34 protein-coding genes, 1 tRNA gene and 1 pseudogene are annotated in these 23191 nt (G+C 55.9%); 9 read left to right on the top strand and 27 right to left on the bottom strand.

Translation table 11 applies throughout. From position 1 onward, the window contains the following. Positions 1-148 precede the first annotated feature (148 nt). A pseudogene (locus tag J2Y83_RS29685) lies at positions 149-311 on the top strand (penicillin acylase family protein); the annotation flags it as partial. Positions 312-525: 214 nt separating this feature from the next. Further along, positions 526-599: transfer RNA gene (locus tag J2Y83_RS14495), tRNA-Cys, on the top strand. 100 nt (positions 600-699) lie between these two features. Here the strand turns inward: J2Y83_RS14495 and J2Y83_RS14490 are convergent. The 4 genes from J2Y83_RS14490 to J2Y83_RS14475 are packed head-to-tail and all read right to left on the bottom strand — an operon-like array spanning position 700 to position 2483. Then, positions 700-1749 carry a tyrosine-type recombinase/integrase gene (locus tag J2Y83_RS14490; RefSeq protein WP_253396192.1) on the bottom strand — a complete coding sequence of 350 codons (1050 nt, stop codon included), beginning with the start codon at positions 1747-1749 and terminating at the stop codon, positions 700-702. Position 1750: 1 nt separating this feature from the next. Beyond that, a complete protein-coding gene (locus J2Y83_RS14485; RefSeq protein WP_253396190.1) occupies positions 1751-1993 on the bottom strand; it encodes a DUF4224 domain-containing protein in 243 nt (80 codons plus the stop codon). 2 nt (positions 1994-1995) lie between these two features. Further along, on the bottom strand, positions 1996-2217 hold the full coding sequence (locus tag J2Y83_RS14480) for a hypothetical protein (RefSeq protein WP_253396189.1): 222 nt from the start codon (positions 2215-2217) through the stop codon (positions 1996-1998). After that, on the bottom strand, positions 2214-2483 hold the full coding sequence (locus J2Y83_RS14475) for a hypothetical protein (protein ID WP_253400394.1): 270 nt from the start codon (positions 2481-2483) through the stop codon (positions 2214-2216). Before J2Y83_RS14475 ends, J2Y83_RS14480 begins: the two co-directional genes overlap by 4 nt. A gap of 468 nt (positions 2484-2951) precedes the next feature. Between J2Y83_RS14475 and J2Y83_RS14470 the strand changes: the two genes are divergently transcribed. After that, complete coding sequence (locus tag J2Y83_RS14470; protein ID WP_253396188.1) at positions 2952-3563, top strand: hypothetical protein; 612 nt, start codon at positions 2952-2954, stop codon at positions 3561-3563. Between the two features lie 27 nt (positions 3564-3590). On the opposite strand, the gene J2Y83_RS14465 is transcribed toward J2Y83_RS14470, so the two are convergent. Next, positions 3591-4235 carry a hypothetical protein gene (locus J2Y83_RS14465; RefSeq protein WP_253396187.1) on the bottom strand — a complete coding sequence of 215 codons (645 nt, stop codon included), beginning with the start codon at positions 4233-4235 and terminating at the stop codon, positions 3591-3593. 248 nt (positions 4236-4483) lie between these two features. Here J2Y83_RS14465 and J2Y83_RS14460 point away from each other — a divergent pair, with 248 nt between their 5' ends. After that, positions 4484-4714, top strand: a complete 231-nt coding sequence (locus tag J2Y83_RS14460; RefSeq protein ID WP_253396186.1) for a hypothetical protein — start codon at positions 4484-4486, stop codon at positions 4712-4714. Here J2Y83_RS14460 and J2Y83_RS14455 read toward each other — a convergent pair. Further along, a complete protein-coding gene (locus J2Y83_RS14455; RefSeq protein ID WP_253396185.1) occupies positions 4711-6795 on the bottom strand; it encodes a DNA cytosine methyltransferase in 2085 nt (694 codons plus the stop codon). The genes J2Y83_RS14460 and J2Y83_RS14455 overlap by 4 nt on opposite strands. A gap of 47 nt (positions 6796-6842) precedes the next feature. Between J2Y83_RS14455 and J2Y83_RS14450 the strand changes: the two genes are divergently transcribed. Both J2Y83_RS14450 and J2Y83_RS14445 read left to right on the top strand, forming a co-directional pair. Next, positions 6843-7367 carry a hypothetical protein gene (locus J2Y83_RS14450; RefSeq protein WP_253396183.1) on the top strand — a complete coding sequence of 175 codons (525 nt, stop codon included), beginning with the start codon at positions 6843-6845 and terminating at the stop codon, positions 7365-7367. A 108-nt stretch (positions 7368-7475) separates the two neighbouring features. After that, positions 7476-7982 carry a hypothetical protein gene (locus J2Y83_RS14445; RefSeq protein ID WP_253396182.1) on the top strand — a complete coding sequence of 169 codons (507 nt, stop codon included), beginning with the start codon at positions 7476-7478 and terminating at the stop codon, positions 7980-7982. Positions 7983-8057: 75 nt separating this feature from the next. On the opposite strand, the gene yejK is transcribed toward J2Y83_RS14445, so the two are convergent. Continuing rightward, positions 8058-9065, bottom strand: coding sequence for a nucleoid-associated protein YejK (gene yejK / locus J2Y83_RS14440; RefSeq protein ID WP_253396181.1), 1008 nt, complete (start codon positions 9063-9065; stop codon positions 8058-8060). 138 nt (positions 9066-9203) lie between these two features. Here yejK and J2Y83_RS14435 point away from each other — a divergent pair, with 138 nt between their 5' ends. Next, positions 9204-9434, top strand: coding sequence for a hypothetical protein (locus J2Y83_RS14435; RefSeq protein WP_253396180.1), 231 nt, complete (start codon positions 9204-9206; stop codon positions 9432-9434). Here the strand turns inward: J2Y83_RS14435 and J2Y83_RS14430 are convergent. The 20 genes from J2Y83_RS14430 to J2Y83_RS14335 all read right to left on the bottom strand — a co-directional run bounded on the left by J2Y83_RS14430 (position 9431) and on the right by J2Y83_RS14335 (position 22352). Continuing rightward, positions 9431-9784, bottom strand: coding sequence for a hypothetical protein (locus J2Y83_RS14430; RefSeq protein WP_253396179.1), 354 nt, complete (start codon positions 9782-9784; stop codon positions 9431-9433). The two genes, J2Y83_RS14435 and J2Y83_RS14430, sit on opposite strands and share 4 nt — an antisense overlap. A gap of 69 nt (positions 9785-9853) precedes the next feature. Then, complete coding sequence (locus J2Y83_RS14425; RefSeq protein ID WP_253396177.1) at positions 9854-10327, bottom strand: hypothetical protein; 474 nt, start codon at positions 10325-10327, stop codon at positions 9854-9856. Continuing rightward, a complete protein-coding gene (locus J2Y83_RS14420) occupies positions 10324-10566 on the bottom strand; it encodes a hypothetical protein (protein ID WP_253396175.1) in 243 nt (80 codons plus the stop codon). Before J2Y83_RS14420 ends, J2Y83_RS14425 begins: the two co-directional genes overlap by 4 nt. Positions 10567-10573: 7 nt before the next feature. Next, on the bottom strand, positions 10574-11137 hold the full coding sequence (locus J2Y83_RS14415) for a siphovirus Gp157 family protein (protein WP_253396173.1): 564 nt from the start codon (positions 11135-11137) through the stop codon (positions 10574-10576). After that, the gene (locus tag J2Y83_RS14410; protein ID WP_253396172.1) at positions 11134-11877 is read right to left on the bottom strand and encodes a hypothetical protein; all 744 of its coding nucleotides are present in this window, start codon (positions 11875-11877) and stop codon (positions 11134-11136) included. The genes J2Y83_RS14415 and J2Y83_RS14410 overlap by 4 nt, the downstream gene beginning before the upstream one ends. After that, complete coding sequence (locus J2Y83_RS14405; RefSeq protein WP_253396170.1) at positions 11877-12971, bottom strand: hypothetical protein; 1095 nt, start codon at positions 12969-12971, stop codon at positions 11877-11879. Before J2Y83_RS14405 ends, J2Y83_RS14410 begins: the two co-directional genes overlap by 1 nt. Positions 12972-13129: 158 nt before the next feature. After that, positions 13130-13576, bottom strand: a complete 447-nt coding sequence (locus J2Y83_RS14400; RefSeq protein WP_253396168.1) for a hypothetical protein — start codon at positions 13574-13576, stop codon at positions 13130-13132. 3 nt (positions 13577-13579) lie between these two features. Next, positions 13580-13825: a hypothetical protein gene (locus tag J2Y83_RS14395; protein ID WP_253396166.1), complete on the bottom strand. Its 246-nt coding sequence runs from the start codon at positions 13823-13825 to the stop codon at positions 13580-13582. A gap of 517 nt (positions 13826-14342) precedes the next feature. Next, entirely contained in the window at positions 14343-15104 is a 762-nt protein-coding gene (locus J2Y83_RS14390; RefSeq protein ID WP_177080762.1) for an SAM-dependent methyltransferase, read from the bottom strand. 432 nt (positions 15105-15536) lie between these two features. Further along, entirely contained in the window at positions 15537-15788 is a 252-nt protein-coding gene (locus J2Y83_RS14385; RefSeq protein ID WP_253396163.1) for a DUF1654 domain-containing protein, read from the bottom strand. 165 nt (positions 15789-15953) lie between these two features. After that, positions 15954-16535 carry a superinfection immunity protein gene (locus J2Y83_RS14380; protein ID WP_253396161.1) on the bottom strand — a complete coding sequence of 194 codons (582 nt, stop codon included), beginning with the start codon at positions 16533-16535 and terminating at the stop codon, positions 15954-15956. 77 nt (positions 16536-16612) lie between these two features. Next, entirely contained in the window at positions 16613-16828 is a 216-nt protein-coding gene (locus J2Y83_RS14375) for a hypothetical protein (protein ID WP_253396159.1), read from the bottom strand. A gap of 118 nt (positions 16829-16946) precedes the next feature. Beyond that, the gene (locus J2Y83_RS14370) at positions 16947-17222 is read right to left on the bottom strand and encodes a hypothetical protein (protein WP_253396157.1); all 276 of its coding nucleotides are present in this window, start codon (positions 17220-17222) and stop codon (positions 16947-16949) included. A gap of 694 nt (positions 17223-17916) precedes the next feature. Continuing rightward, positions 17917-18240 (bottom strand): DUF2388 domain-containing protein, encoded by a 324-nt coding sequence (locus J2Y83_RS14365; RefSeq protein WP_253396153.1) that lies wholly within the window; start codon positions 18238-18240, stop codon positions 17917-17919. A 93-nt stretch (positions 18241-18333) separates the two neighbouring features. Continuing rightward, a complete protein-coding gene (locus J2Y83_RS14360) occupies positions 18334-18660 on the bottom strand; it encodes a DUF2388 domain-containing protein (RefSeq protein WP_253400393.1) in 327 nt (108 codons plus the stop codon). 105 nt (positions 18661-18765) lie between these two features. Further along, positions 18766-18984: a hypothetical protein gene (locus tag J2Y83_RS14355; protein ID WP_247395624.1), complete on the bottom strand. Its 219-nt coding sequence runs from the start codon at positions 18982-18984 to the stop codon at positions 18766-18768. A 125-nt stretch (positions 18985-19109) separates the two neighbouring features. Beyond that, positions 19110-21104: an ATP-binding protein gene (locus J2Y83_RS14350; protein ID WP_253396151.1), complete on the bottom strand. Its 1995-nt coding sequence runs from the start codon at positions 21102-21104 to the stop codon at positions 19110-19112. A 117-nt stretch (positions 21105-21221) separates the two neighbouring features. Further along, the gene (locus tag J2Y83_RS14345) at positions 21222-21446 is read right to left on the bottom strand and encodes a hypothetical protein (RefSeq protein ID WP_253396149.1); all 225 of its coding nucleotides are present in this window, start codon (positions 21444-21446) and stop codon (positions 21222-21224) included. A gap of 5 nt (positions 21447-21451) precedes the next feature. Next, on the bottom strand, positions 21452-21676 hold the full coding sequence (locus J2Y83_RS14340) for a hypothetical protein (protein ID WP_253396147.1): 225 nt from the start codon (positions 21674-21676) through the stop codon (positions 21452-21454). 19 nt (positions 21677-21695) lie between these two features. Then, positions 21696-22352, bottom strand: a complete 657-nt coding sequence (locus J2Y83_RS14335) for a LexA family protein (protein ID WP_253396145.1) — start codon at positions 22350-22352, stop codon at positions 21696-21698. A 109-nt stretch (positions 22353-22461) separates the two neighbouring features. Between J2Y83_RS14335 and J2Y83_RS14330 the strand changes: the two genes are divergently transcribed. Both J2Y83_RS14330 and J2Y83_RS14325 read left to right on the top strand, forming a co-directional pair. After that, a complete protein-coding gene (locus tag J2Y83_RS14330) occupies positions 22462-22641 on the top strand; it encodes a Cro/CI family transcriptional regulator (RefSeq protein WP_253396143.1) in 180 nt (59 codons plus the stop codon). Between the two features lie 68 nt (positions 22642-22709). Continuing rightward, on the top strand, positions 22710-23177 hold the full coding sequence (locus J2Y83_RS14325) for a YmfL family putative regulatory protein (protein ID WP_042947214.1): 468 nt from the start codon (positions 22710-22712) through the stop codon (positions 23175-23177). Positions 23178-23191 lie beyond the last annotated feature (14 nt).

Genomic DNA, 23191 nt, shown 5'->3' with positions numbered 1-23191 from the left:
GAGGCAGTCCTTGCCGACAAACGCCTTTGTCTGAAGGCGCTCGTTTGGGTGTTGAAAGCAGGTGTTTGTGTTCCGCTTGCGGGCTCTACAGGTTGTCAGAATGTGTAACGGTGGCGATCAGCGCTGGGAGCGTCCTGGTGTGAGGCAGGCCCAAAGCGTGCTGACATTCTCCCTTGTCCAGCAACCCCGCATCGAAATATGCAAAGGACCAAACACGCGCATTCTCCGAGAAAAACCTCCGCCCGCTGCCCATCACCGAAGCGCAGATCAAGGCCGATCCGCAGTACCAATCGCAGGTCATCAAGGCATAGGGCAAACACGCAAGCCCTTGATGCCAAGGCAGAATATTTTTTGAAATCAAGGGGTTGCAGGCAAAAGCAAATGAGTACATAATGGCGCCCATCGAACGCAATGAAGCAATAAAAACTTCAATGTATTCAATGAGTTAGAGTAGAGGCGCGCTTCACATAGCCCACTCAAGTTTGTATGCGGTGAGTGCCAGCAACCAGGGCATTGATCGTTTGAGGCCGAGTAGCAAAATGGTTATGCAGCGGATTGCAAATCCGCCTACGCCGGTTCGATTCCGACCTCGGCCTCCACTCTTAGAAACCCCGTAGATTAGCGTCTATGGGGTTTTTTATTGTCTGTGGGAAAGTGCTGGAGTTCCGAAACTTTAGGGGGTGGAGTTCCGAAACTAGCTCATTTTGAAGGTTGCGCGACCGCACCGATGCGACGGTACACGCGCTTGGTGATCTCCTGTTCCGAGTGCCCGAGGAGGAGGCTGGCGTCTGCGATATCTGTAATTTCGGATGCCGCCTTCGGTCGGATATCCTTGAACTGAAACTGTTGGATCTTCTCCGCGTCATCAACTCGTCCCTCACTGGCGGCCAAGGAGCGAGCAGCTTCTCGGGCGTCATCCCACCGGTTACGCAGCATTTGTTGAGACACGCGCATCCCCGTCCTGCTGAGGATGAAGTGCTGCGAGTTGTGCTGACTGTTTCTGGCCATGATGTCCTCAATGAGCAGGCCGAGGGTGTTCTTCACGCCGCCTGCCTGCATTTGAATCCTTAGGCGCTTGCCTGTTTTTCCCTGCTGCACGGTTAAGTAATCCCCTTCGATATCCCCCCGCCTCATTGCGATCACGTCTGCCGGGCGCTGGCCTGTCAGATACGCCAAGTCCATCGCGTCCCTAAGTTCTTGTGGGGCTTTTCCATAGACGGCGCTCCAAACCATTTCATTGGCGTAGTAGTCGCGGACCTTCTCTTTATTCTTTCTGACACCGGCGCAAGGATTTTCCCGATCCGTAAAGCCCCATTCTCGCGCCATGTTGTAGACGTGGGAGAGCAGGGCGATCTCTCTGTTTGCTCTGGTCTTCGCCGTCCTGGCGTCCCGGTACTGTGCAACCATGGAGGGGGTGATTGCATCGATGGGCGCTGCCTCGAACCCTTTGCGCAGGTGCTTGAGCTCTGCCTTGTTGTCTTTCTGCGTCCGCGGCGCTTTCTTCGGGATGATGTCCCGCTCGTACCTGTCAAAAATCCCCTTCATGATCTTCAGGTCTGCCGGCTTTGCCATGGACTCAAGTTCTGCCCATTTGAGTCTGGCTTTATCGAGATCGCCTCCCAGCGAAAGCTCTTTGCCGTTCGCGTCCCTGTAGTAATAACCCACCCACACCGTACCGTTCTTGCGCGGGCGCTTGCGCCGCACCATTCCTGGCGGTAAGTCCCTGTTTTCTGTCTTGCGGGGGCGCATATCAGTTCACTCTGGAAAAGTCTGGCGTCCAAGCCGGTCGTGCCGGCGGCGGATTGTTGTCGACGAGGGTGGGGCTGACCATGCCCAGTTTCATGCGGGCAAACATCCGACCCACCAGGGGGCGACCACCACGGCTTTCGATGTAGACCCAGTTGCGGTCTTTGAGCCACTTCCGCTGGTGGGCGCGGTGTTTGTAGCCTGTTAGGTCGGCGAGCTCATCGTCCGACAGGATTTCTGCCTGCATAATTACCTCCCGCCGCCCGCTGTGGGCCGCGCTGTCTTGATGATGTGGATGACTAGGCCGAAGGTGATCAGCATCCAGGCACAGGTGCCGGCGAATGCGCCGAGCAATGCCTCGGTGGTGCCGGTGCTGAGCAGGTCAGGCCCGAGCCAGGCGAACCAGTAACCGGTGCCGACCAGGTACAGCAGTGCGGCCAGCAAGATCAGGGTGAGTTTCGTTGCGATCATGGCGTCACCTCGCGGCGCGCCCACCAGCAGACCGGGCCGTCGTCGGTGTCATGGATGGCCAAGCAGAACCAGCCTTCACCATCAGGGCGCTCAGGCTCCCAGTAGCTGCAGTCCGGGTCGCCTGACTTGAAATAGCGATCAGCAACCGCCTCGTCGGCGTACTCGAGGCTCACCATTGCCACGGCCAGGCCTTGCTCGGCGATCCAGGCTTTGCACTTGTCGTCGTCACCCTCTTCGAAGTCAGGCATGTCGGGGTGTTGGAACATTCCGTTTTCGTCCCGCCGCACCAGTCGGTGATTTATCAGGCCGATTCGATCCAAGCGCTCAATCTCTGCCAGGAGCAGGGCTGCTGCCTTGACCATGTCGCGACGCCGATCAGCGCTTGGCTTGCACGTCTCCTGCTTCCAGGGCCATGCCGTACTGCGCGTGGTCGGCTTTCCCGCAAGACTTGCGTAGGTCGCGCCGGCTTCGGCGAGCTCGCCTTTCACGTAAAGGTCATCGCGGAGCAGCGAATAACCCTCGGCTGAAACCTGGCGTTGGCGTTCGGCGACGACATCCCGCGCCGAGCGATTGAGGCTGATTGTAGTTTCTTCAGGCATGACTTCGTCCTTGCCGCTATAGCGGCTGACTTTGAAGGGGGAGGGGTTAGTTGGTGTTGCGTCGATTTGCCGTGCCTTGATTGAATTCAGGCTACGCGATCAGGCAAAGTGCCGACATGGAATTGGAGTCTTGATATGCAATTGAACGGGATTGTTGAGCGAACTTTATGGGCAGTGTGGCTGCTGGTTGTGGGAGGATCGGCTCTATGGGTAGTCGTTGGATCAATCGGTTACTTCAGTAAAACGGGATGGCTTCCAAACGAGGCAGCAGGTTGGGCCCAGGTAGTCGGCTCGGTGGCTGCAATATTCGGAGCGACTTACATTGCTTCGGCAGATCGCCGCTTTACCAAAAATAATATTCGCGCAAGAGAAAAGGTTGTGATTCGCGCTGTGGAGGAGCGCTGCCTTGAAGCAGCTGGCACTATCAGATCTCTTAACCACGAGCTAAGAAACTATTACCGCCCTGTAACGCTGAAGTCCCCAACAGAGATAAAAAAGGCACTCAGAAGGGTCGAAGGCGCTTTGCGTGATTTGAGTGCTATTGATCTTATGTCCATGCCAACTACAGCTGTTATCGATTGCGTTATTGCTGCCAGGGCAATTGTTCAATGCTGTCGGGATGAGGCTTTGAAAGGCTGGGATCCAGCGCCAGCTATTAAGCTTCCAGAATATAGCCCTTTAGAAGGTTATTTAAAGCAAATTCAGATTCAGATTACTAATTTGAAGGGCTGTGGGGACAGCATTTAGTTACCCGATTATGAGGACTCACAACCGTCATGCCGTCATGCCGTCCTGTTGCTCCTGGCGCAGCGCCTGTTGCACTGCCTCTACAATCCGGCGCAGGTACGTGAACTTGTGGTTTTCTTCGACAGCCTTGCCGTCGAGCGGGTAGTGCCATTCCTCACCGAATAGCTCGGTCAACAATCTGCTCTGGTGCCAGCATTCGTTCGGGTTCTCGATACTGCGCAATGAGTCGATGTCGTGCCAAAGCTCGCGGGCCTCGCTCTTGCTCAGCTCGCCCAGCTCCCATTCGTGGCGCCCGGTCTGTTGCCGGCGGCGCTGCACGATGCACTTCTTGGCCAGTGCGTGCAGCGCGTCTCCGCTGAACACTGTTGGGCTGATCCCGCGATCCAGGCAATTCAGCACATAGTCCCAACCGCAGTTCGTGACGAACTCGGCGACGGTCCGCGGGCCCATACCACCCCAGTACGCATTCCAACTGTTGTCCCAGCAGTTGATGGTGATCTTGCCCTGGGCGGTCTGGTAGTTCGGATCGGATTCGGTCGGGCAGTCGCGCCGGCCGAAGTCCTCGAGGAAGACGGTGATCGGATCCAGCCGCGGCGCGCCGGTGATGACCAGCTTTATGACTGTCGAGCGCTCTACCTGCAGTGGCAATGCGATTTTGTTTTTTGTAGGCATGGGGAGTCCTTGCCGGGCCATGCCCGGGCGGTGGAGGGGTAGGAGTTTTGAAGCCGCATATAATGGTAGAGAGCCAACGCTTCTCTCATTTTGTGGAGACTTGTCTCAATGAAAGGCTACATTCTTGGAATTCAATTAACTGCGGCGCTGGCTGGCTTAGCCATGGCTATCCTTCGCGTGATCGACATGCTCAGCCGTATGGGCTGGCTTTGAGCTACGATGGCCCCTTCCTATAAATGGGCTGGACCATGACCAAGCACGATATTTACGATGAGATCGAAGGCTTTCAGGTTTGGAACTACATGGAATGCGACAAGGACGAGGAAGGCCGGGAGACCTGGCGCATCAACGTCGAGATAAAGCGTGGTGGTGAAGTGGTAGTGCCGGTTGTTGCGGGTGACCGAACCTATGTAGACCGTGGCCTGGCGCAGTTGGCTGGGCGTGAGGTGGGGACCAGGCTGATTGCTGAGCGCGTTTAAGCCGCAACTGTCTGACGCTCATACGCTCGCCACGGGTCATTGGCCCGTGCCAGCGCGGCCATCGGCGGCGGGCTGACGCTGTTGCCGCACATATGCACCTGTTGAGTCTTGGTGAACGGCTTGCCGTCGGCCCCGTGGCTGATGATGTAGTCGGCCGGGAAGCCCTGAGCCTTGTACAGCTCCGTGGGTTTCAGCATCCGCAAGCAGATGTCGACGATCACGTAGGGCGTGCCCTGGACCATTACGGTGACCATGGCCAGGCGGTCCTTGGTGGTGATGGTAGGCGCGGGCGCATCGCAAGCGCTGATGTTCTCGGTGCCGTAGTAGCTGATCAGGAAGGCGGCGACGCGAAGGGCGCCCGCTTCATGCTCTGGCGAGAGGGTGAGCGACACCAGTGAACTCTTGCCGCCGCCACCGGCGGTAATGGTCGGCGCCGGATCGTCCAGGCCCTGGCCAACACTTCCGCCGAATGCCCGCTCCATGAATGCGCTGACCAACCCGTGGTGCTGGCCGCCGGCGCTGACGGTGTGCAGCGGGTCTTTCAAGTCGCGCGCATCACAGTTGCCGCGCAAGTGGACCAGGTTCGCCACTGCCAACTGCTGCTGACTGCCGGTGTTGGTCACCGTGGTCATCGGCTCGCGCATGTCCTTGGCGTGCGTGGTGTTGAATCCGCCGTTGGCCTGAATCATCACCGCGGTGCTGATGGACTGGCCGCCGCCGCTGGCTGTAACGGTGCCGATCGGCCCGCATATATCGTTCACCCCATGGGAGCGGCGTTTGTTTGCGCCAGAACCTTCGCCGTGCCCGGCCTGGACGATGCAGGCCGATGCAACCGCACGGTGACTGCGAGTCATGAGTGTGCCGATCGGCTGGTCTGCTGATACCGGGTGCCCGGCGTACACCGGCCCACCGGCCCCAACCATCACTGGACTGATTAGCGTCAGCTCGCCGCGATTCGCGCAGGTCACCGTCGGCAGCGGCTCGAGCGGGTCGTTGATCCTGTCGCTGCCCTGGTGAGTTGCCGGTGCGATAACCGGGCTGACCACCGAGAAGGCACCACCCTTCGGGTAGGAGGTGATGGTGCGCAATGGCTCGGCGGCAGACTGCACAGCCTCCCCCGACCAATTGGCGATCGGCACAATGAACGGCGTCGCGCTGTCGATGACGAACTTCTTCATACCCTTGGCGACGCGGCGCAGGGTAGCCGGGGCCAGGTCTTTCTTGCGGCCGAAGATGCTTTTGCCCAGGTCGGTGAAGTCGATGCAGTCAGCGGCTGTTTTCCACTTCTGCTGGCCCTTGACCGGGTTTTTCGCGTGGGTAGGCTCCGGCCACACGATCGGCTGCCCATCGCACCGGGCGATCATGAACAGGCGTTCCCGGCTGGTTGGCGCGCCGAAGTCGCAGGCCCTGATCACCTTCCATTCAGCGACATAGCCCATGCCTTCCAGCAGGGCTACGAAACGGCGCCAAGTGCGGCCGCGCTGCTTCGGGTCAGGCACCAAGAACTGGTTGGAAACCGGCACCTGCTCGCCTGGCGACGCCACTCGGTTGGTGGTCGCTCCCTTCTTGGTTGGGTGCGGAATCTGGTCAAGGGTAACAACGCGGCCGGTGGCCTTGTCGCGCTTGGCGATCAGCCGGCCCCACTGCAGGATCTGCTTCACGTTCTCCAGACTGATCACCCGTGGCCGCTTCTTGCCTCCCCACTTCAAGCCGATCCACGACAGGTTGCGGATCTCGCGCTTGCGCGGTTGGCCGCCGGCCGCCTGGCTGTGGTGCGTGCAGTCCGGGGACATGTGGAACCAGCCCACGGCCTTGCCGCCGCATTCGGTGTCCGGATCACCCTCGAACACGTCGGTGGTGAAGTGTTGGGCGCCAGGGTGATTCACGGTGTGCATGCTGATCGCCTGAGGGCTGTGGTTCTTCGCCACATTCACCGCGCGGCCCAGGCCAATCTCCAGGCCGGTACCGGCACCGCCACCACCGCAGAAGAAGTCGACAACGATCTCATCGTCCTGAGGGTTGAAGCCGAGTCCGTATTGGGTTTTGAAATCGAAGGGGTGTTTCTTCTGTTGTGCGGACATAGGTGATCCTCGCCGGTATAGTTCCGGGATCTACAGGGGAGTGGGTTATGGATTTTTTTGCGATTTGGGAAGATTTCTTGTGCTGGGTCGAGCTTCACCCAGGGTTGGCGTCTTGGGTGCAGGCATTTGGGGCTATTGCAGCGATTCTCGTGGCGATGTTGATTGCCAGCAGCCAAGCCAGAAACCAAATTAAAAGGGAGAAGGAGGACGCTTCCCAGAGGTCGTTGGCACAAGCAGGAAGGTTGTATCTGATCGCCAAGGAATATTGCGACACGCTTTTAAATGTCGTTGAACCTGCACAAGAAGATAATTCAGGATTGGCCGACCAAATCGTGTCTGTTGCATTCAGCCGAATTATCAATCGGTTAAATGCTAATTTTGATGACGACCTAAATCCGGCGCGCAATGTCCAAATTCACATATTGAGAACGTCCCTAACATCAATAATATTTATTCTAGAAAATGGGCGTCATATAGATCCCTATGAGCGTATTTCCGAAATTGTTAAATTGCGTGAGCTTGCGCCAGACCTAGTAGAGTCCTGCAAGGCTCTCCTTGAATCGAAGCATTAGTATCGGTAGTGGTTGGCACGATCCTGCTTCCGAGCAGCTGAGGTGGCAGATTTCGTTGATATGGGGTATTACGGGTGACCGGCATGGAGCCGGATCAAGGAGCTGGTAATGGCTGGTGAGGATCAGAATTTTTCTGCATGGCTTCGAAACAGTGACATTCGTACATCGATTCAAAAGTGCGAGAAGCTCTTCAATTCAGGGATATTTTCTTATGACGGAACTCAAAGCCCATTATTCGAGCCCGCTGTTGTTACCCTGCTCATCAACCTGAACGACCTGCTGGGCAAATCTAGAAAGGATGGAATGCCGATCACGTTTACCGATCACGTGCAGATTACTGAAAAAATTAAAGATGTCAGCGACCTGGTTAGAGAGTGCCGGAATGCGGCGTGTCATATCGGAAGCGGTGAGCATCTGTATGAAGGGCTTGGAAAGTTCACCTTCAACGTCATCTCAGGCCTCATGCCTTCAGCTTTTGATCTTAATGGGGTGAAACTCGGATCCGACTTCGCGGACGATATCGCTGTCTACTACGGAGAAAAACGGGTCTACCTGCGTCGTCATCTACTGGCAGCGCTTGAGGCGGTTGTAAGAAATTACCCGAAAGATCGGTAGTCTGCGTACCGGTCAGGCCTCTACACCTGTCTTAGCGAACCGCTCAAGCTGTCGCGACTGCTTTCCCGTTAGCCGTTAGACAATTGCCCGCTTGAGCTGATCGCTGAGCTGCGTCGGCAGGTTTCGCAGCGTCAGCGTGCCGCCTTCCTCGTCAAACTTGATTTTGTCGCCCAGCAGGTGCGCTTCGAAGCTGATCGACATACCCTCGGCGCGGCCGGTGAAACGCCTGAATTTGTTGAGGGTCTTCTTGTCAGGCGGCAGGGTCTCAGAAAGCCCATAGTCCTTCGCCTTGATGAAGTCGTAGAAGTTCTTCGGTTGATCTTCGTCAATCAACTCCGACAGCTCGCCAAGGGTGATCGGCTTGCCCAGCTTGGCCTGAGCCATGGAGTAGCTGACCAGAGCCTGGGTCTTCTCGCGTGCCGACTCTTCTGGAAGATCCTCGCTTTCAACAAAGTCGCTGAACGCCTTCAGCAGTGTGCGTGTTTCGCCCGGGCCGTCGATTCCTTCCTGGCAGCCGATGAAGTCGCGGAAGTACTCGTTGATCCTCCGACCCTGCTTGCCCTTGAGGTACGAGATGTACTGCTTCGACTGCGGGTTGTTCTGCCACTCGCTGATGTTGATGCGCGCGGCCAGGCGGATGTGGTCGAGGTCCAGCCGCTTCACAGTCATCAGGTGCAGCTCTTCGGTCATGGTCACCGCTTGGGTTTCCTGCACCAGGGCGATCACCAGATACTCGGTCAGGCCTTGCTGGTAGTGGCAGAAGAGGGCGTGCCCGCCGGTGGTGAGGTTCGACTCTTCCACAAGTTTGGTCAGGTGATCGGCGGCGGTGACGCTGAAGTTGAAGAAGTCGAATCCGCCGGCCAGGTACTTGGCGAGCCAGCCGCTGAACGGGTGGGCGCCCGACTCATGGTGAAAGAAACCCCATCCCTTGCCAGGGGTAGCGTTGTAGTTTTCGTTGAACTGCTGCATCAGATCGTCGCGAGTCTGGCTTTCAACCTGCTCAGCGGACGCCAGGTGCAGAACTGCTGGGCTGCCGTCTGGCTTCTTGTCGATCTTGTGGATTGCGCTATGGCGTACAGGCATTTCGTTTACCTCAGTCAGGCGCCGCCCTCCGGTGACCGGTGGTGGCAATTTGATAACGATGGTGTCTGGGTGTAAGATCGCGACCACTACAGTGATCGCTTAGCGGCGATTTCTCTTGAGCACGGGCTAACAGCTCGCGTGAAAGAAAAACTCTTAAGCTATTTGTTTATTGCATCGAGCCTAGTGACGTTGGGCGGTTTTCCATTACTTGATGGAATCCCACTTATTTACCATATCGATCTAGGAGTAATTTTGATGGCTATAACAGCAGCATTTGGATGGGGCGGGGCGGCGCTGGGAGCGATCGATATTCAATTGTTAAGAGTTGGACGAGTAATGCAGCTGCCGGACAGTTCCGCAGAGGGTTAAAATCCTTCCGCTCCCTCCAAATTTAAATCCGGAGCGACATTCTCGTCGCCTGGATCGCGCTTCAACTCGGCCAAGCTTTGATTGTGAAATTCACGCGCCACGTTTTCGCTGATCACGATTTCGTGGCGCGGGTAACTCAAGAACGCAGCTAGCTCGTCGTCGCCCATCAAGTCCATCCTCATGATGGCGATCTGCAGGGCTTCGCTGATGATCGGCACATGGCCGCGCAGCCGAATACGCTCCATGGCCTGCTCGATGCCTGGCCTGACCTTGTGCCGCAATTCCTTCTCTGCGACAGCCAGGCGCTTCTGCGCAGCTTTGGCCGACCGTTCCTGTACTGATTTGGCCATGGCCTACCTCTTCTATTCCGCTGGCCGGCAGTGCGAGCCAGGTTTGACGTTTGCGTTGCTGGATTCGGGCTACGCGGCGCATGAGTCGACCTTCACCTGGTGCCAAGCGCCGACCGCTTCGAAGATCCGCGCGGCATGTGCCTCGTCCAGCGACATCGCTTCGGGAATCGCGATCCAGCCCGAAGCCACCATCTGGCTTTGGTTGGCCTCGTCGCGCAGCTTCTTGTAGCAATGCTCGATCACGTCTTCCAGGTGGTCGGAGAGGTAAACGCCATCGGGCGCTACCTCCACCGATTTGCTGTAGCGGTCGCCGCGGGCGTCTATGCAAAGCGCGCTCAGGTAGATCGTCCAGCGGTGGGGGATGCCGCAGACGGCCTGGCCAATCTTCCCCGGCGCGATGCTCTTCAGCGACTTGTAATTGATCATGCCCTGGCGGCCACTGGGGTCGATGTTCACCACGGCGACGTGATTGGATGCCAGCAGTGAGCGGCATGACCTGGCGATGCGTACCTGCAGGTTATGCGGCTTTCGCTTCTTGCTCATAACGCCTCCGCGAGTTTGCGCAGCGCATTACGCTCGGCCCTTGAAATAGGAGGCTTGCGGCGCTTGAGGATGGTTTCGGGATCAATCTTCGCGGAGCGCTTCGGCGGCAGCGGGTTGCGCGGCGGGCTTGGCAAGTGCGCCACGGCACCGCCAGCGGCCAGGAACTGCGCGGTGCGTTCCGATATTGAGTCGGCGTGCTGGCGTTGTTGCTCTACCAGGCTGAGGTAGTTACTGATCATGGCGGCCTCACTTAATTCTGATTGAACTGTCGCCGCGCTCCAGGTGAGCCCATTTCGGCTCTTCGAGCAGATCGTGTTCGGCATCCTCGCCGGCGGCCATGCGCTTGCGGACGGTCTCGTTATGCTCGCGGATTTCTTTGAGCTTTGCGGCGATGGCCTTTTTGTCCGGGGTGATGCTTGATTTCACCGACGTCAATTCGTCTGGCACTGCATCTTCGTTGTCTACGATCACTCGCTCACTGCCCAGTGCCAGGGTGATAGTGAAGAGCGGGCGCTTGATCGACTTGATGTTGGCGGCCTCCATGTTGCGGCGCAGGTAGTCACTGATCTGCGACACGCTGTTGGACTTGATCCGTTTCAGCTCGGCCAAGCGCTCAATTTCGGTTTCGATGGCCGTCACGTCGCTTTCAATGTTCCGGCGCAACATGACGATGTTGTCGGCCTTGTCGTTGAAGTCGCCTTGCACTTCGTCCATGGCGTGTTGCAAGGCCTCTTTCAGGCCCTCATCGTCGGTGTCAGCCATGGCCTGGAGTTCGGCGAGCTTGCCGGTCAGTGCGTAGAGTTGAGTCATGCTGCGTCCTCAGTCGATTTTTCCAGGGTGGTTTTGCGCTCTTCGAACGCCCGGGTGATCCGCGCGATGAAAGCCGGCTCGTTACGGCGGGTTGCCTCACGAATGTATTTGACGTTCAGTGTTTTCAGCTCATAGGCGGTTACCGCCTTGCCGATGGTCTCGACAGCCGAGGCGAGCCAGTCAATGCGCTCCTGTTTTTGGCGCAAAATTTCGGCGTCTTTGTCTTCAGCCTTCTCGATCTTGAATTCTTCGGTGATGGTGTCGACGTAGGTCGGATCGTCAAACATGCCCATGTAGATGTCAGCGGCGAAGCCGAGTGGTTGCAGGCATTTGCCGATTGCATCAGTCAGCGATTTCTTCGCTGCCTCCCAATCGGTCAGGATTTTTCCCTGCTGTAGGTGGACAAAAGGTGTGTGGCCGTAATGCTGGACAGTGCATTTCTGTCCAGCCTTGCCGAGATACCAGAGCTCGATTTTTATGGTGTGCAGCTTCGCGCAGATCAGCGGTGCTTCAGGCCATTCTTTGGTAGGTGCCTGGAGTGGGGCGCCTTCGTCAAACCGATCTTCAAGGACGCTCCAGCCCCATCCCTCGCCGCACGGACCAAAGATCTCAGTGGCTTTGCGCATCAAATACGTCGGCTTGATGGCGGTACCCTTGAAGCCGCCCGCTCCTGTGAATTTTTTCGTTGCATCAGGATCGGTCGTATCGACCTGATCCCATATCCTAGTGTTCTCAGGCATCACTTATTCCTCCAGCCGTCAGCACGCTTGAGCAGCTCCTTGAAGGAAGCCGCCGGCAGCCTGCTCATGTATTTTTTGTTGTCGCGATACCATTCTTCCAGGGCAGCTTTGGGCGTCTGGATGGCAACGACGTGGGAGACCTGCTGCTTGTATGAGGTCGAGTTTGAAACCTGAGAGTGGAAGGTCCGGCTTACCACTACGGTATTGGTCATTCCCTGTTTGACTAGGTTGTTCAGCTCTTCCTGGGATTGAACGGCAATAGCGCCGGGGTGCTTCTGCTGGAACAACCTGTAGCAGGCCTCGCGCACAAGCTCGGTGCTGCCGTACTCGACATATTCAACGTCAGGAATGCCTGCCTCGATCTTTTCCGCTACCTCATCCAGGCGCCCGGTGTCGATCCAGGCGTTTTTCGATACCTGTTTCAGGTCCCACCCGCTAACCGTTTGGCGGTCACGCTCAAGCTGCAGGTGCTCGGGGAGGATGTCGTAGCCGTAGGTCAGATCGGTGTCGCACACGAAGAGCGTGCCGACGTAGAGCTTGCCGGGCCGGGAAGGAAGGATGTGTCCGTACTTGGTGCCGATGACATCGCTCATCGGCGGCTGCATACGGAGGCACATGCCGCGAGTTTCTGCTTCATCGTCCTTGGTGAGGCCTGATACGACGAATTCAACGCCCTGATTTTGCCGGTGGGCTGGGGTTTCGTTGATGCACAACACTTCGGCGTCGAACTGGTCGCTGTGCCGGAACTCAGGCACCCACTGCTTGTTGCCGTTCCAGACCTTCACGTCGTAGCCGTTGCGGGTCAGCACCAGCAGGGCGATCTTGTAACCCTCGCCGAAACTGCCGATGGCGTCGGAGCGGTCAGCCTTGGAAGTGCTGCCCAGTACCAGGGTGCTGGCTTCAAGTCTGGCAAACCGGCTGGTGATGAACAACTGGCCATCGGCGAAGGCATATTCAAATGGCGACTCGCTATCCAGGGCGTTCTGTACCAGCTCCCGGATGGCCTCTTTCAGGCCCCAGTGGCGGACGTAGTCGCGGGACAGCGGAAGTTCGTAGGACTTGGAGCGAATTCGATCTGCAATAGCTGCGAGCATGACTATCTCCCGCGCCATCCTAGCGGGGCGCTGTGAAGGTATTGGTTAAGAGGTAATTCGATCAGCGAGAGAGCCGAGCAATATCAGGAAGGTGCAGAGGGAGAGGGCAGAGAAAGAGCTGCGCCAGATGAGCGGACGCCGGGTGCGTTGACCTGGCGTCACGCGGCATCAGCCTTGCGCTGCTCCACCTCGTCGGCGGCGCGATCCGCCGCAAGCTCTTCGGTGCGGGCCCGGCCGTACTCATTTGCGTGCGGTCGGATCAGCGATTCCGCGACATCGTGCAGTGCCGTGGGATGCTTGCCTTTTGGCTGGCCGATCGCCTCAATTGCCAGGTCGTAGGCGGTGCCGTGAACGTGGCGTCCATCGGCAATGACCCAACACAGAAGCCGCTCAATCGGATACTCACGGTTGTCGGTGAGGAGGGGCGCGATGTGCTCCTGTGCGCCGAGGTGTTCTGCCAGCGCTTCCCACAACGACTGAGGAGTGACCAGGGCGACCGACTTGCCGTGCGCCCGCGGCGCCGTGACGTTGTCGCCGCAGATCAGCGAGTTGATCGCGTCGTGGAGCCAGTCCGGTCCTTCTGGCGTATCGAGAAAGTTCGTCATGATTTACTCCCGTTCGAGGCGCCGAGCGAGGGCGCAGGCTGCGTTGTGATTGCGGCGGAACCCAATGACCTTGCCGGTCCGGCTATCCACCACATGAAAGAAGTCGCGGCCTGCAGGCTTGACTATCATCCGGAAGGCGACCACTGGCTCAGGCCGGCCGATCAGCCGGTACAGCTCAATGGTGGCGAGACGTGAACGCTGATGCAGGCCTTCGACGATGTCGCGGCGCGATTGGATGCTGTGGTGCATGGTCACCTCCAAGGTGGCGGGTTGTTCACCTGTATTCGTCAACACTCATGCCTCCCGCTGGTTGCCGATGGGCGCGGGGGAGGAGTGCTGACGGGTAGAGGTGGGGGAGGGTTGCCGGTTACGTCTCCGGCGCTGATGTCTCAGCCGTCCGTTGGGCTATGCCCGCTTTCGGGGTGCTGACAAGGCACGCTCTCCGCAACCGATATTCTCTCGTCGGTCAAAGCGCACAGGACTGTAGTGCCTGCGGACACTGCTGCTCGGCAGCGAGTGCTTACTGGGGCATGGCTGCAAATCCTCCGTGCGGGGTTTCAACTGCGGCGGTGGGCTCTGGCAGTTGGATGCAGGTGGGCGGTTATAGGCTGCGATTTCGTCCGCATCGGGGTGTGAACTGCATGACGTTTGTCTGCCTTTGCTCTCGCGCTGGCCGGCGGTACTCAGTTCACACTCCGATGCAGCCTGGTGCTGGGGAGTACCAGGGCCTCGGGCAGTTAACGACAGGCTGTCGTGGCGCTGGTTGTCAGGCTGCGGCCGGGATCACCACCAATACGGTGTTGACCATCGTTCCGGCTTGCTTGAATGAGGCTTCTGGAAGGGTTTCGATACTCCCGCCGCGCTGCTCTACGATCCCGCGAAAGTCCCGGGTCAGAGCGTCATCGCGGAAGGTCACACCGGAAGGCATGATCGCCACCAGTCGGCCGCCGGGCTTCAGGAACTTCAGTGCGTGAACAACGTGGTGAATATCACTGCGCTTTTTGTCGAAGGGCGGGTTCATCAGCACTCGGTCATAGATGGGTTTAGGCTCGACCTGCAAGAAGTCGCCAGGTTCGGAAACACCCGACAGCGGCAGCTTCAGTTCGATCAGCGCTCTGTGGTTGTCCGGCAGTAATTCGTGCATGTCGACCATTACGCCTACCGCTGCGGAGTTGGCGGCCACCGCCAGTGCGCCACGCCCGGCGCTCGGCTCCAGCACCAACATCCCGTCGCTGATCATTGCGAGGTCCGCCGCCTGTTTTGCAACGTGCGGCGGCGTCGGGAAAAAGCCGAAGTCCTGAGGAACAGTAACCTCGCCGGTCATCAGGATGTTTTCGATTGCGTCGGCGGCGTCACCGGCAAACAAGTGCGCTTTTGCCTTGGTGTTCCACTTGCCGCCCGCAGCCTTCAGAGTTTTGTCGAGGCGCTGATACAGACTCTTATCGAGCTGGCCGGCGGTGATGAACAGCTTGTTGTCTTCGGTGCGCGAAGCGCTGAGCAGCGCCATCACTTCGTTATCGACTTTCATGTGTGACTCCCGGTTGTTTTCCCAATGCACCCGACCGAGCTGCAGTTGGGTGCATCAGTGAAAACTTCCGCCGTGACCCGCTACTGGCGTCGGTCACCGGCTTGAATCAAATGTCACTCCAGCCGCGGGCCTTTCGGCTTGTTCTCCCGCTGGATAACTGTTCTTGGCGCTTTACGCTGCACGCCCGGGTCAGTTGCCAACCCTCTGAACCGTTTAGGCCGGTTCATCGCTGCCTTTGAATCTGGGCCGGTGGTGATCCGGCAAGGGGTGTCGCTAAAGAGCGGCGCGGCTTTCGCTGCTGGCCTGCGATGTTCGTCGCTGGCTTGAGCTGAATTTAAGCAAGCTGAAATTAACGTGTCAAGCATGCTGAATAAATAAATTAAGAATGCTGAAATTTGCGGCGATAAAAAACCCGCTCAGTGGCGGGCTCATTTACGCGTCGAAGTACTCGCGCCAACCGATCCTGACTACGCCACCTTCCAAGTGCTCAATCCGGACACCGGCGGTTTCACTGATCTCATCAAGCAGTCGCTTCCAGTCCTCAGGGCTTTCGTGATCCAGCCTCGCCACTGTCACCGCTTGCACCTTTTGAACACCTGGCGCGGCAATCAGCGCTTGCAGGCGCCGACCTGTGGCTTCGTAGGAAGAGCTCATTTGCGAGGTGGAAAAAGCAGGGCGAGACATGTGGCATTCCTTACCGTAACTGTATGTATATACAGTATTTGTGCCGCCGCGTAATGGCAAGGAAGAATTGAATTGCCTCTAGAGGACGTGTAAATAATTCGCGCAGGTGCTTTGCTCGGGGCATGAAAAAGCCCGCTCTGGGCGGGCTCTGGCGACCTTTAGGTATCAGTCTGTGATGGGGGTGTACTTGCTGCTAACCGAGTCTCTGTAGACGATCTCACTAAACAGGCGCGGACCATCTCGCAGGACGGCCAGCGCCCGTTTCGCTTCATCCTTGGTCTCGTAGGGGCCGGCACCTACAGAAAGGCCGGTCATCGACACAACAGGGAGTCCCGCCATCGCTATGGCGTCCATGGTGCGCTCCTGTTCTTCCTTGTCGCGGCAGGCGGTAGACGCTACCCAGCCTTGTTTCAGGCGGGGCGGCTTAACAGGCTCAACATCGGCACCGCAGTGCCTGCACTTGATGGCGGCATTCTTGATTGTCTCGGCGCAGTACGGGCAGGCGCGATCACCGGATACGGCTGGAGCAGGGGTGCTTTTTTCTGCTGACTTTTCCGTGTTTGCCGACGATGCCCACACCAGGGCGACAACCCAGCCAAGAAACGTCCAGCCTAGGAACAGATTCACCAGAAAAATGGAGGTTCCATTGAGGTGCTTGCGGTAGGAGGCAATAAACGTTGGAAAAAAATAGATGACGAAGCTGATCGCCAAGAGCAGGAATGCAGCTGCTGGGTTTCCATTATCCATATCAAAAACCTAATCCATTGGGCAGATCGAGCACTTTACCATTCATGGCGTACAGCCACCATTGGAGAGGAGGGCGGTCAATCCGGCCCCTGGGCCTTCAGCCTGGCCAAACCCTGCTTGATATGCCCTGCGTTCTCCCCGATCGCCTCCAGGGCGCCTCGGACGTTCTGGCCTGCATCCGTATGGCCTTGGCTTTCGACGAGCAACGTCAACTCCATCAGCGCAGCCTCAAGGGCGAGCTGGTTCTCGTAGATTCTTTCAAGGATGTCTGGGAGGGAGTAGGGCGCATGCATGCTTGCGGCTCCAGGGGAGGGAGAAGCCAGAAGCGTAGCAGGGACAGCACAAGCGGGGGGCGGCGATCAGCCTTCGAGTCTCGCAATCCTCGCGCGACCCGAAGGGTGTCAAACGCGCCTAGATGCGGATGATCTGGGTGATGTGCGGTTTACCTTTGAGGGGGGCGTAGATTTCCACGATTGCTGCCCAGATTGCTGGCGAACCAGGCTGCTGTGCTTTCGAGTGATAGCGATAGTTTGTGCCGGCGACGACCTGAGTCGAAACCGTCTCAGGGGTGTATTGCACCCCCACAAAGCCTTCCAAGGCTTCTTTGAATACAGCGTGGTCCTTTGGGGTCAGTTCGTGGTAAGCAGTCCATCCGCCAACACCAACGTGGTTTTCTTGAGCTGACATACTATAAATCTCCATATTTAAGTTCCTACTCGTTTGGCTTTTCGGAGTCCGCCCCGTCTATTGAATGGTTTCCGGAATCCATTTCCTGAGAGTGCTCCTGGGCAACGATTTTTGGTCGCAAAACAGATTCCTGGGAGGGCACCAGTGCTTAACGCTTTGGTCGGGCAGGGGCAGCCATAAGCTCGCGTGGATTCCTGAGCATTTGGCTATGGAGGATTGGGTGGCGGTCACCAATTTCAGATCCTCTTCCCTGATAGAAACAACTCATCAATTAATGATGATTGCCAGACGTCCACGTCTTTTCTAGGGCGGCTCTGCGCATAAGGCATGCCGCTTGATGGCTTTAAGCTATCAAATACAAGGGGAATGTATGTACGTGTTTGGCAGTGATGGGTGTAAGGCATCGACGATTGGTGAATTCGAAAGCAGCACCTGATCCCGCCATTTTTTAACCTGCAGAGCGCCGAATCTGCGGTTATCGTCGGGCTACACGACGAACTTCTGGGTGGCTGCAAAGCTTGCCCGAACCCAGAGAAATTGGAAGCTCAGGCAAAAAAAAGCCCGCTTGTGGGCGGACCAAAAGGGAATTCTTCAACTGAGTAGCGCGACTTTGCGCTCTGTCCTGTAAATGCCAGGTGAAAAGGATGTCGCAGAAACGAAAGGTATGGTGCGGCGGTTAGTTTGAAGGTCGAGCTCAGAATGAAGTCGCGATTGCTAAGGCGAGTTGATGGTCAGTCATCAGCGGTGGTGCGTAGGTCGTGTGATAAAAGCGTACTGCCTGTTCAAATTGTGCGCCGCGAATCTCGCCTTTTGAGCCGATGAACGCAAGTGCGTCAGCCTTTGCAGGCTTGAAGTTATTTGAGGCCAGCATGGTAAGTCCGGTAGTTCCCGCAACGGTGTAGGTTGGAGCCATTAGCACTGACAGCATCGAGTTATTGTAGGAGTCATCAGACCCCTCTGAAGCATGAGCATTGATCGATACCATAAGGGCTGCTGCTACAATCTTCCATGTGTCCATTCTTCGATGCTTCCATTGCGGCCTTAGTGGGACGCTACCATAGCAGAGTGCGTTCTTGCTGGGACAAGAGGAGGGGACAGTCTTACGCCGTCATCAGAACGAGGTCGCGATCGCCTGCGCCAGTTGCATGTCAGACATATGAGGCGATGTGTAGGCCGAGCGATAATACCGGGACGCCTGCTCAAACTCCGCGCCGCGAATCTCCCCGTCCGAACCGATGAAGGCCAGAGCGTCAGTCTTGGCTGACTTGAAAATCTCAGGCGGCTCGGTCGTGAGGGATGTGGTCGCCCCAATTAAAATGGTTGGCGCGGAAATTGTGAGAAATATCGCGGCAGCGATAGGGTTGGCGCCATCACCTGATACGGCCTGAGTGCTGACAGATGCCAGTAGGGCGATCGCCAGTGTCTTCCATGAGTCCATTCTTCGAAGCTTCCATTGCATTCAGAGTGCGCCACCTTAGCAGAGTAGAGTTCTGATCGGGGGGGCAGTACAAGAAGCCCGTCCAATTGCATGGCCTTAATGAAGTCAGTGGGGTACAGGAGAAAATAGAGCCCTTGCGGCGTCGTCCAGGCGAGCTTCTACTTCAATCAGTTCGGCTTCCTTGATATCAATCGCGCTTTTGTAGGCGCATGCCGTGAGCTGCAGCACCTCAAGGTCGGAAATCTTCGCAAGCTCATCTCTCAGGTCGGGACGCTGGGACAGCAGAAGCGTTCGAATCTCTTCTGCGGTTTTCGACTTTTCCATTGGTATTCCCTCCATATCTCAACCCAAGTTTAACCCATGAGAATACGTAGTAATGGCCGCCGATCGCCAGATTGCTGAAGGGAAGGGCAGATACAAGAAGCCCGGCGCTGGGCCGGGCGTAATCTTTAGTGAGTTGGCGAATGCAGATGCTTCAAAAGATCTTCTTTCGAGCTTTCAAGCGTGTCACGCTGAGTTTGAAGAGTCGATAAAAGATAGTCGTTTGCAATTCGGAATTCTTCAATAATGGTTTGCCAGGTTTTCACGTATTTTTTGATGGGGCCGCCGCCTACCAGGCCGGGATCATTTCGTCCCGCAACCTGCTCGAGCCTTTCGGAAATGTCATAGTCGTTTGGGGATATCTTTCGACCTAACAGTATAATCTCGTAGCGAGTTTGAATTCCATTGAACTGCGGATGCTTTGCGAGAATTCCCGCATAGTCATCAATCTGGCGAAGATGCTTTTTGTTGAGAGCGATACTTGGTCTTTTTATTTCTACAATTACGCATCTGAAGTACGGTTGATTATTGTGCGAGTCATACTGCATGTTGCGTCTGACTAGGAAGAGATCTACTTGTCGATTGGCACCTGACAGATTAGCTCCGTCGTCGACATCGTCATCAAGTACTTCATTTATACCTGCAATCGAGTTGCGAAGATTTTCAGCAATGACAGTAAAAGTGGTTTCTTCAGCTCCGATAGTTTCGTACTGATTTCCAAACAGCCAGGTGTTAGCCTCTATAACTCCTTGGAGATCTGGAGTCTCAAGGGTCTCGTTATAATGATTAAGCATTATTTCGGATATGCGAGAGATTGCTGCTTCCCGCTTCTGAAGCTTTTCAATAGTCTGAATAATATTATTCAATTTTGCGGTTTTAATTTGATCGGAAAATAGCTGCATAGACGCCTCGTCTAAATCAAGTATGCCCTCAAGCACATCGAATATGGCGTCATTTTCATTGGATACAGATATTTTGTCCAATAACCTTATTATTATTTTCCTTTGTCTTTTATTACTATCCTTAAATATTCTTGGCTCTGAAATTATTATGATTCTGAGGATGCCCTTCAAGTTCCCTAAGCGCCACTCTGAGTAACTTTTTCCTAACTCGCTATAGTCTGGGAAATCACCATCATCTATCAGCTTCTGGATCTGTTCGTCAGCCTGACCAACCAAATATGATTTATAGTGCTCTTGGGCGAATGCGCCAACCTCTTTTTGAAGAGCCTTCCATACTTTAGAGTGCTGCATACTGCGCATATCTAAAGACTGGCCGTTTTCATCCTCTGAAAATTCGTCAAACCAAGAGGATAGTACCGATAGCGTCGTATGGTAATTCGGCTTTTTGTTAAGACTGCTCGGCGCATGATAAATAACATTTTCGGAGCTGCTTCTATAATATGTATACGACCTCTCCGATGCCGGCTTATCTCGCCAATGTATCAGTCTTAATTTAAACTCACTGCCTTCGATTGTGAAAGATGTGTCGCTACATGAGTGCTCTGGTGGCGTTACAATGTGGCCATTAAAAATAAGCTGTTTGCTAGGGTTCAACGCAAGATACCACCCAAACTCTAGTGCAAGCTGATTGGTTAGGGCGGCTTGGCTAGGGAAATAGCCGATGAACTCTAAGAGTTCAACACATGTTCCGGAAGTGCTATTTGCCAAAAGTGCATTTTGCTCACTTGCAGGAATTGTTGTGCCTTTCACACTGCTCAGAGAGCTGCTGCTTATCTCAATCCTTGCATTTTCATCTTTGAATTTCGTGTACCAGATTGCCCTGTTGCATATTCTATGAAAGGCGAGTCGCCCTATGCCCTTTTCCCCGTGCACGTCGTGGGATTTCTTTTTTAGTGAGTCACGGAATCTAAGGAAGTTGTCATCAGGGCGAGTAAAGTCGATTCCAGCGCCGTCATCTAAAACAGTAATGGACTCTGTAGCATTCAGGCCGGTGTCTCTTGTTGTAACTGAGATGTTGTCCGCATTCGCATCAAAACCGTTCCAGATTAGCTCGACTAGCGGGCTCCAAGGCTCTAAAGACTTGCTGAAGTTGTTTCGAATGCCGGCATCAGTAATCTTAGTGTTTCCAGAAAAATCATTTGCCTTGAATGCGGGCACCATAAATATTCCTTGTTAGCCCTTGAGGCGGTTCCATGAGAGTTAGTAGCTTGTTTAAGTTCGATGGTTTTTTTCGGCTCGCAATATAGGCTCCTATTGTTCTACGACAGGAACTCCGATTTAACCCCATTTTTGAACACCATAGAAATGGTTCAGCGCTATCAGCTCAAACACAGCCACGAAAACGCAGAGCATGAGGAAGCCAGGGCTGAACACGCGCTTACGGCCGTATTGGTTTCCGCCCAGCCCGACCGCGTCGGAAGCACCAGGAATCACCATAAGCAGCGCCAGCCAAGCAATGACCCCAACCTTGCTCCAGAAGCTCTGCTCTCGCCATGCAGTCATTCGCGCTATTCCGTAACCCGCTTTATTTGACCGATCTTCACTTCCTCGGCATAACCCACCAACCTGTCAGCTTCCTCATAGAGCGTGCCCACCAACCCCATCAGGGCTATGGCGTCGGCATCGCTGAGCTTTTCCGCCAGCTTTCCCAGGTCGATACAGGACTGCTCAAGGTTGGAGGCGATGGCCTTGAGGTCGCGGCGTAGCTGCTGGTTGGGCTTGGTGAGGGACATGGCTACTCCTTGAAGTGCGTCAGTAAAACTTCTGCAGCGCCTGCACAACTACACCCACGATCCGACAGTTCTCGTCGACCGCCTCGATTGGGTAGCTTGGGTTCAGCGGTTTCAGAAATAGCCGGCCGCCGTCGCTCACGAGTTTCTTGAATGTCGCTTCATTGCTATCCGGCAGCTTGGCCACGACCAGCTTACCTGGCGCGACCTCGGCTTCGGTGTCGACTAGGATCAACGTGCCTTCGGTGACGCTCTGGCCTGCAGGCGCCGTCATCGAGTCGCCTTTCACCTTTAGCCAAAACGCCGGGCCTTTGGAGTCGTACTCCGAAAACTCATAGCTGTCCGAGAAGCCGGCGGGGTAGGGCTCTACAGCCTCGGCCCAGGCGCCGGCGGCAACCCAGCTGATTACCGGGTAGCGGAATGATTTGGTGGGCTGGACCGCAATGGAGATGTTCGACTCTGAAGCCTCCCGTTCTTCACCTTCGCCAATACCAAGCCATTCGGCTCGAAACCCGGTCGCTTTCGCCAGGGCATAAAGGTTCTCTGGCCGAAGGCTCTTGCTCTCCCCAGTAATCCATTGAGTGACGGCAGAATTTGCGACGCCGCAAAGCGATGCAATTTCCCCCTTCTTTTTCCCGCTGAGCTGTATGGCTCGGGCAATACGTTCGTGTCTTTCCATGGACCCAATATTAAGTTAACTGAATTTAAGCATGCAGTAGGCAGAAAACAGCGTTGACGCAACAAATTAAGCATGCTGAAATTACATCAGAGTCGAACGAGGATGCGCAATGAATACGCATGAAGTCGCCGAATTCTTCGGCAACAAGACAAAGCTGGCATTGGCCCTGGGCATTCGTCCAAGCGCCGTGACCATGTGGGGGGAAACCATTCCCGAATCCCGGCAGTACCAGATTCAGGTTCTCTCCAAGGGGAAGTTTAAGGCCGTAAAGAAGGCCCAGGCCGCCTAAGCGACATCCCTGTCCGCCGTTCCATTGAAGCCATCTTGACCGCAATCGACCCAAGGAAAAACTAGGACATGAAAACGCCCGTACTAGAGACCCGCCGCCAAGTAATGGCTGCTGTGTCCAACGCTTTCCCTGGTGGGATGGATTGCGCGGCAGCTCGCCTTGGCATCAAGGACAAACGCCTGGAGAACCAGATTTACGAAACCGCCGGGTGCAAGCCGCTGAGCGATGCCGAGATCTTCGTGCTGGAAAGCGAAACAAAGACCGAGCATCTGCCGGACTACATCTGCGCGATGTACGGCGGTGTGTTCGTAAAGATCCCGGAGGCGGGGGAGCTGGACAACGTCGACCTGTATCAGCGCTCTCTGGCCGCATCTGCACAGCGCGGCGCTCTTGACCAGATGGTGGCTTCTGCTCTGGAAGACGGCGAGATCGATTCGAACGAAGCAAAGAAAATCCGCGCCCTGCACGCCAAGTACATGTCGGCAAGCCTTGAGGCTGTGGCGGCGGTGATTGAACTGCACAAAGCCCGCGCATAAATCGTAGGCACAAA

Source organism: Pseudomonas marginalis (assembly GCF_024169655.1).
Classification (GTDB): Bacteria; Pseudomonadota; Gammaproteobacteria; order Pseudomonadales; family Pseudomonadaceae; genus Aquipseudomonas; species Aquipseudomonas paraveronii.
Note: the sequence above shows the minus strand (reverse complement) of the source record. Positions and strands in the feature narration are given on the sequence as shown.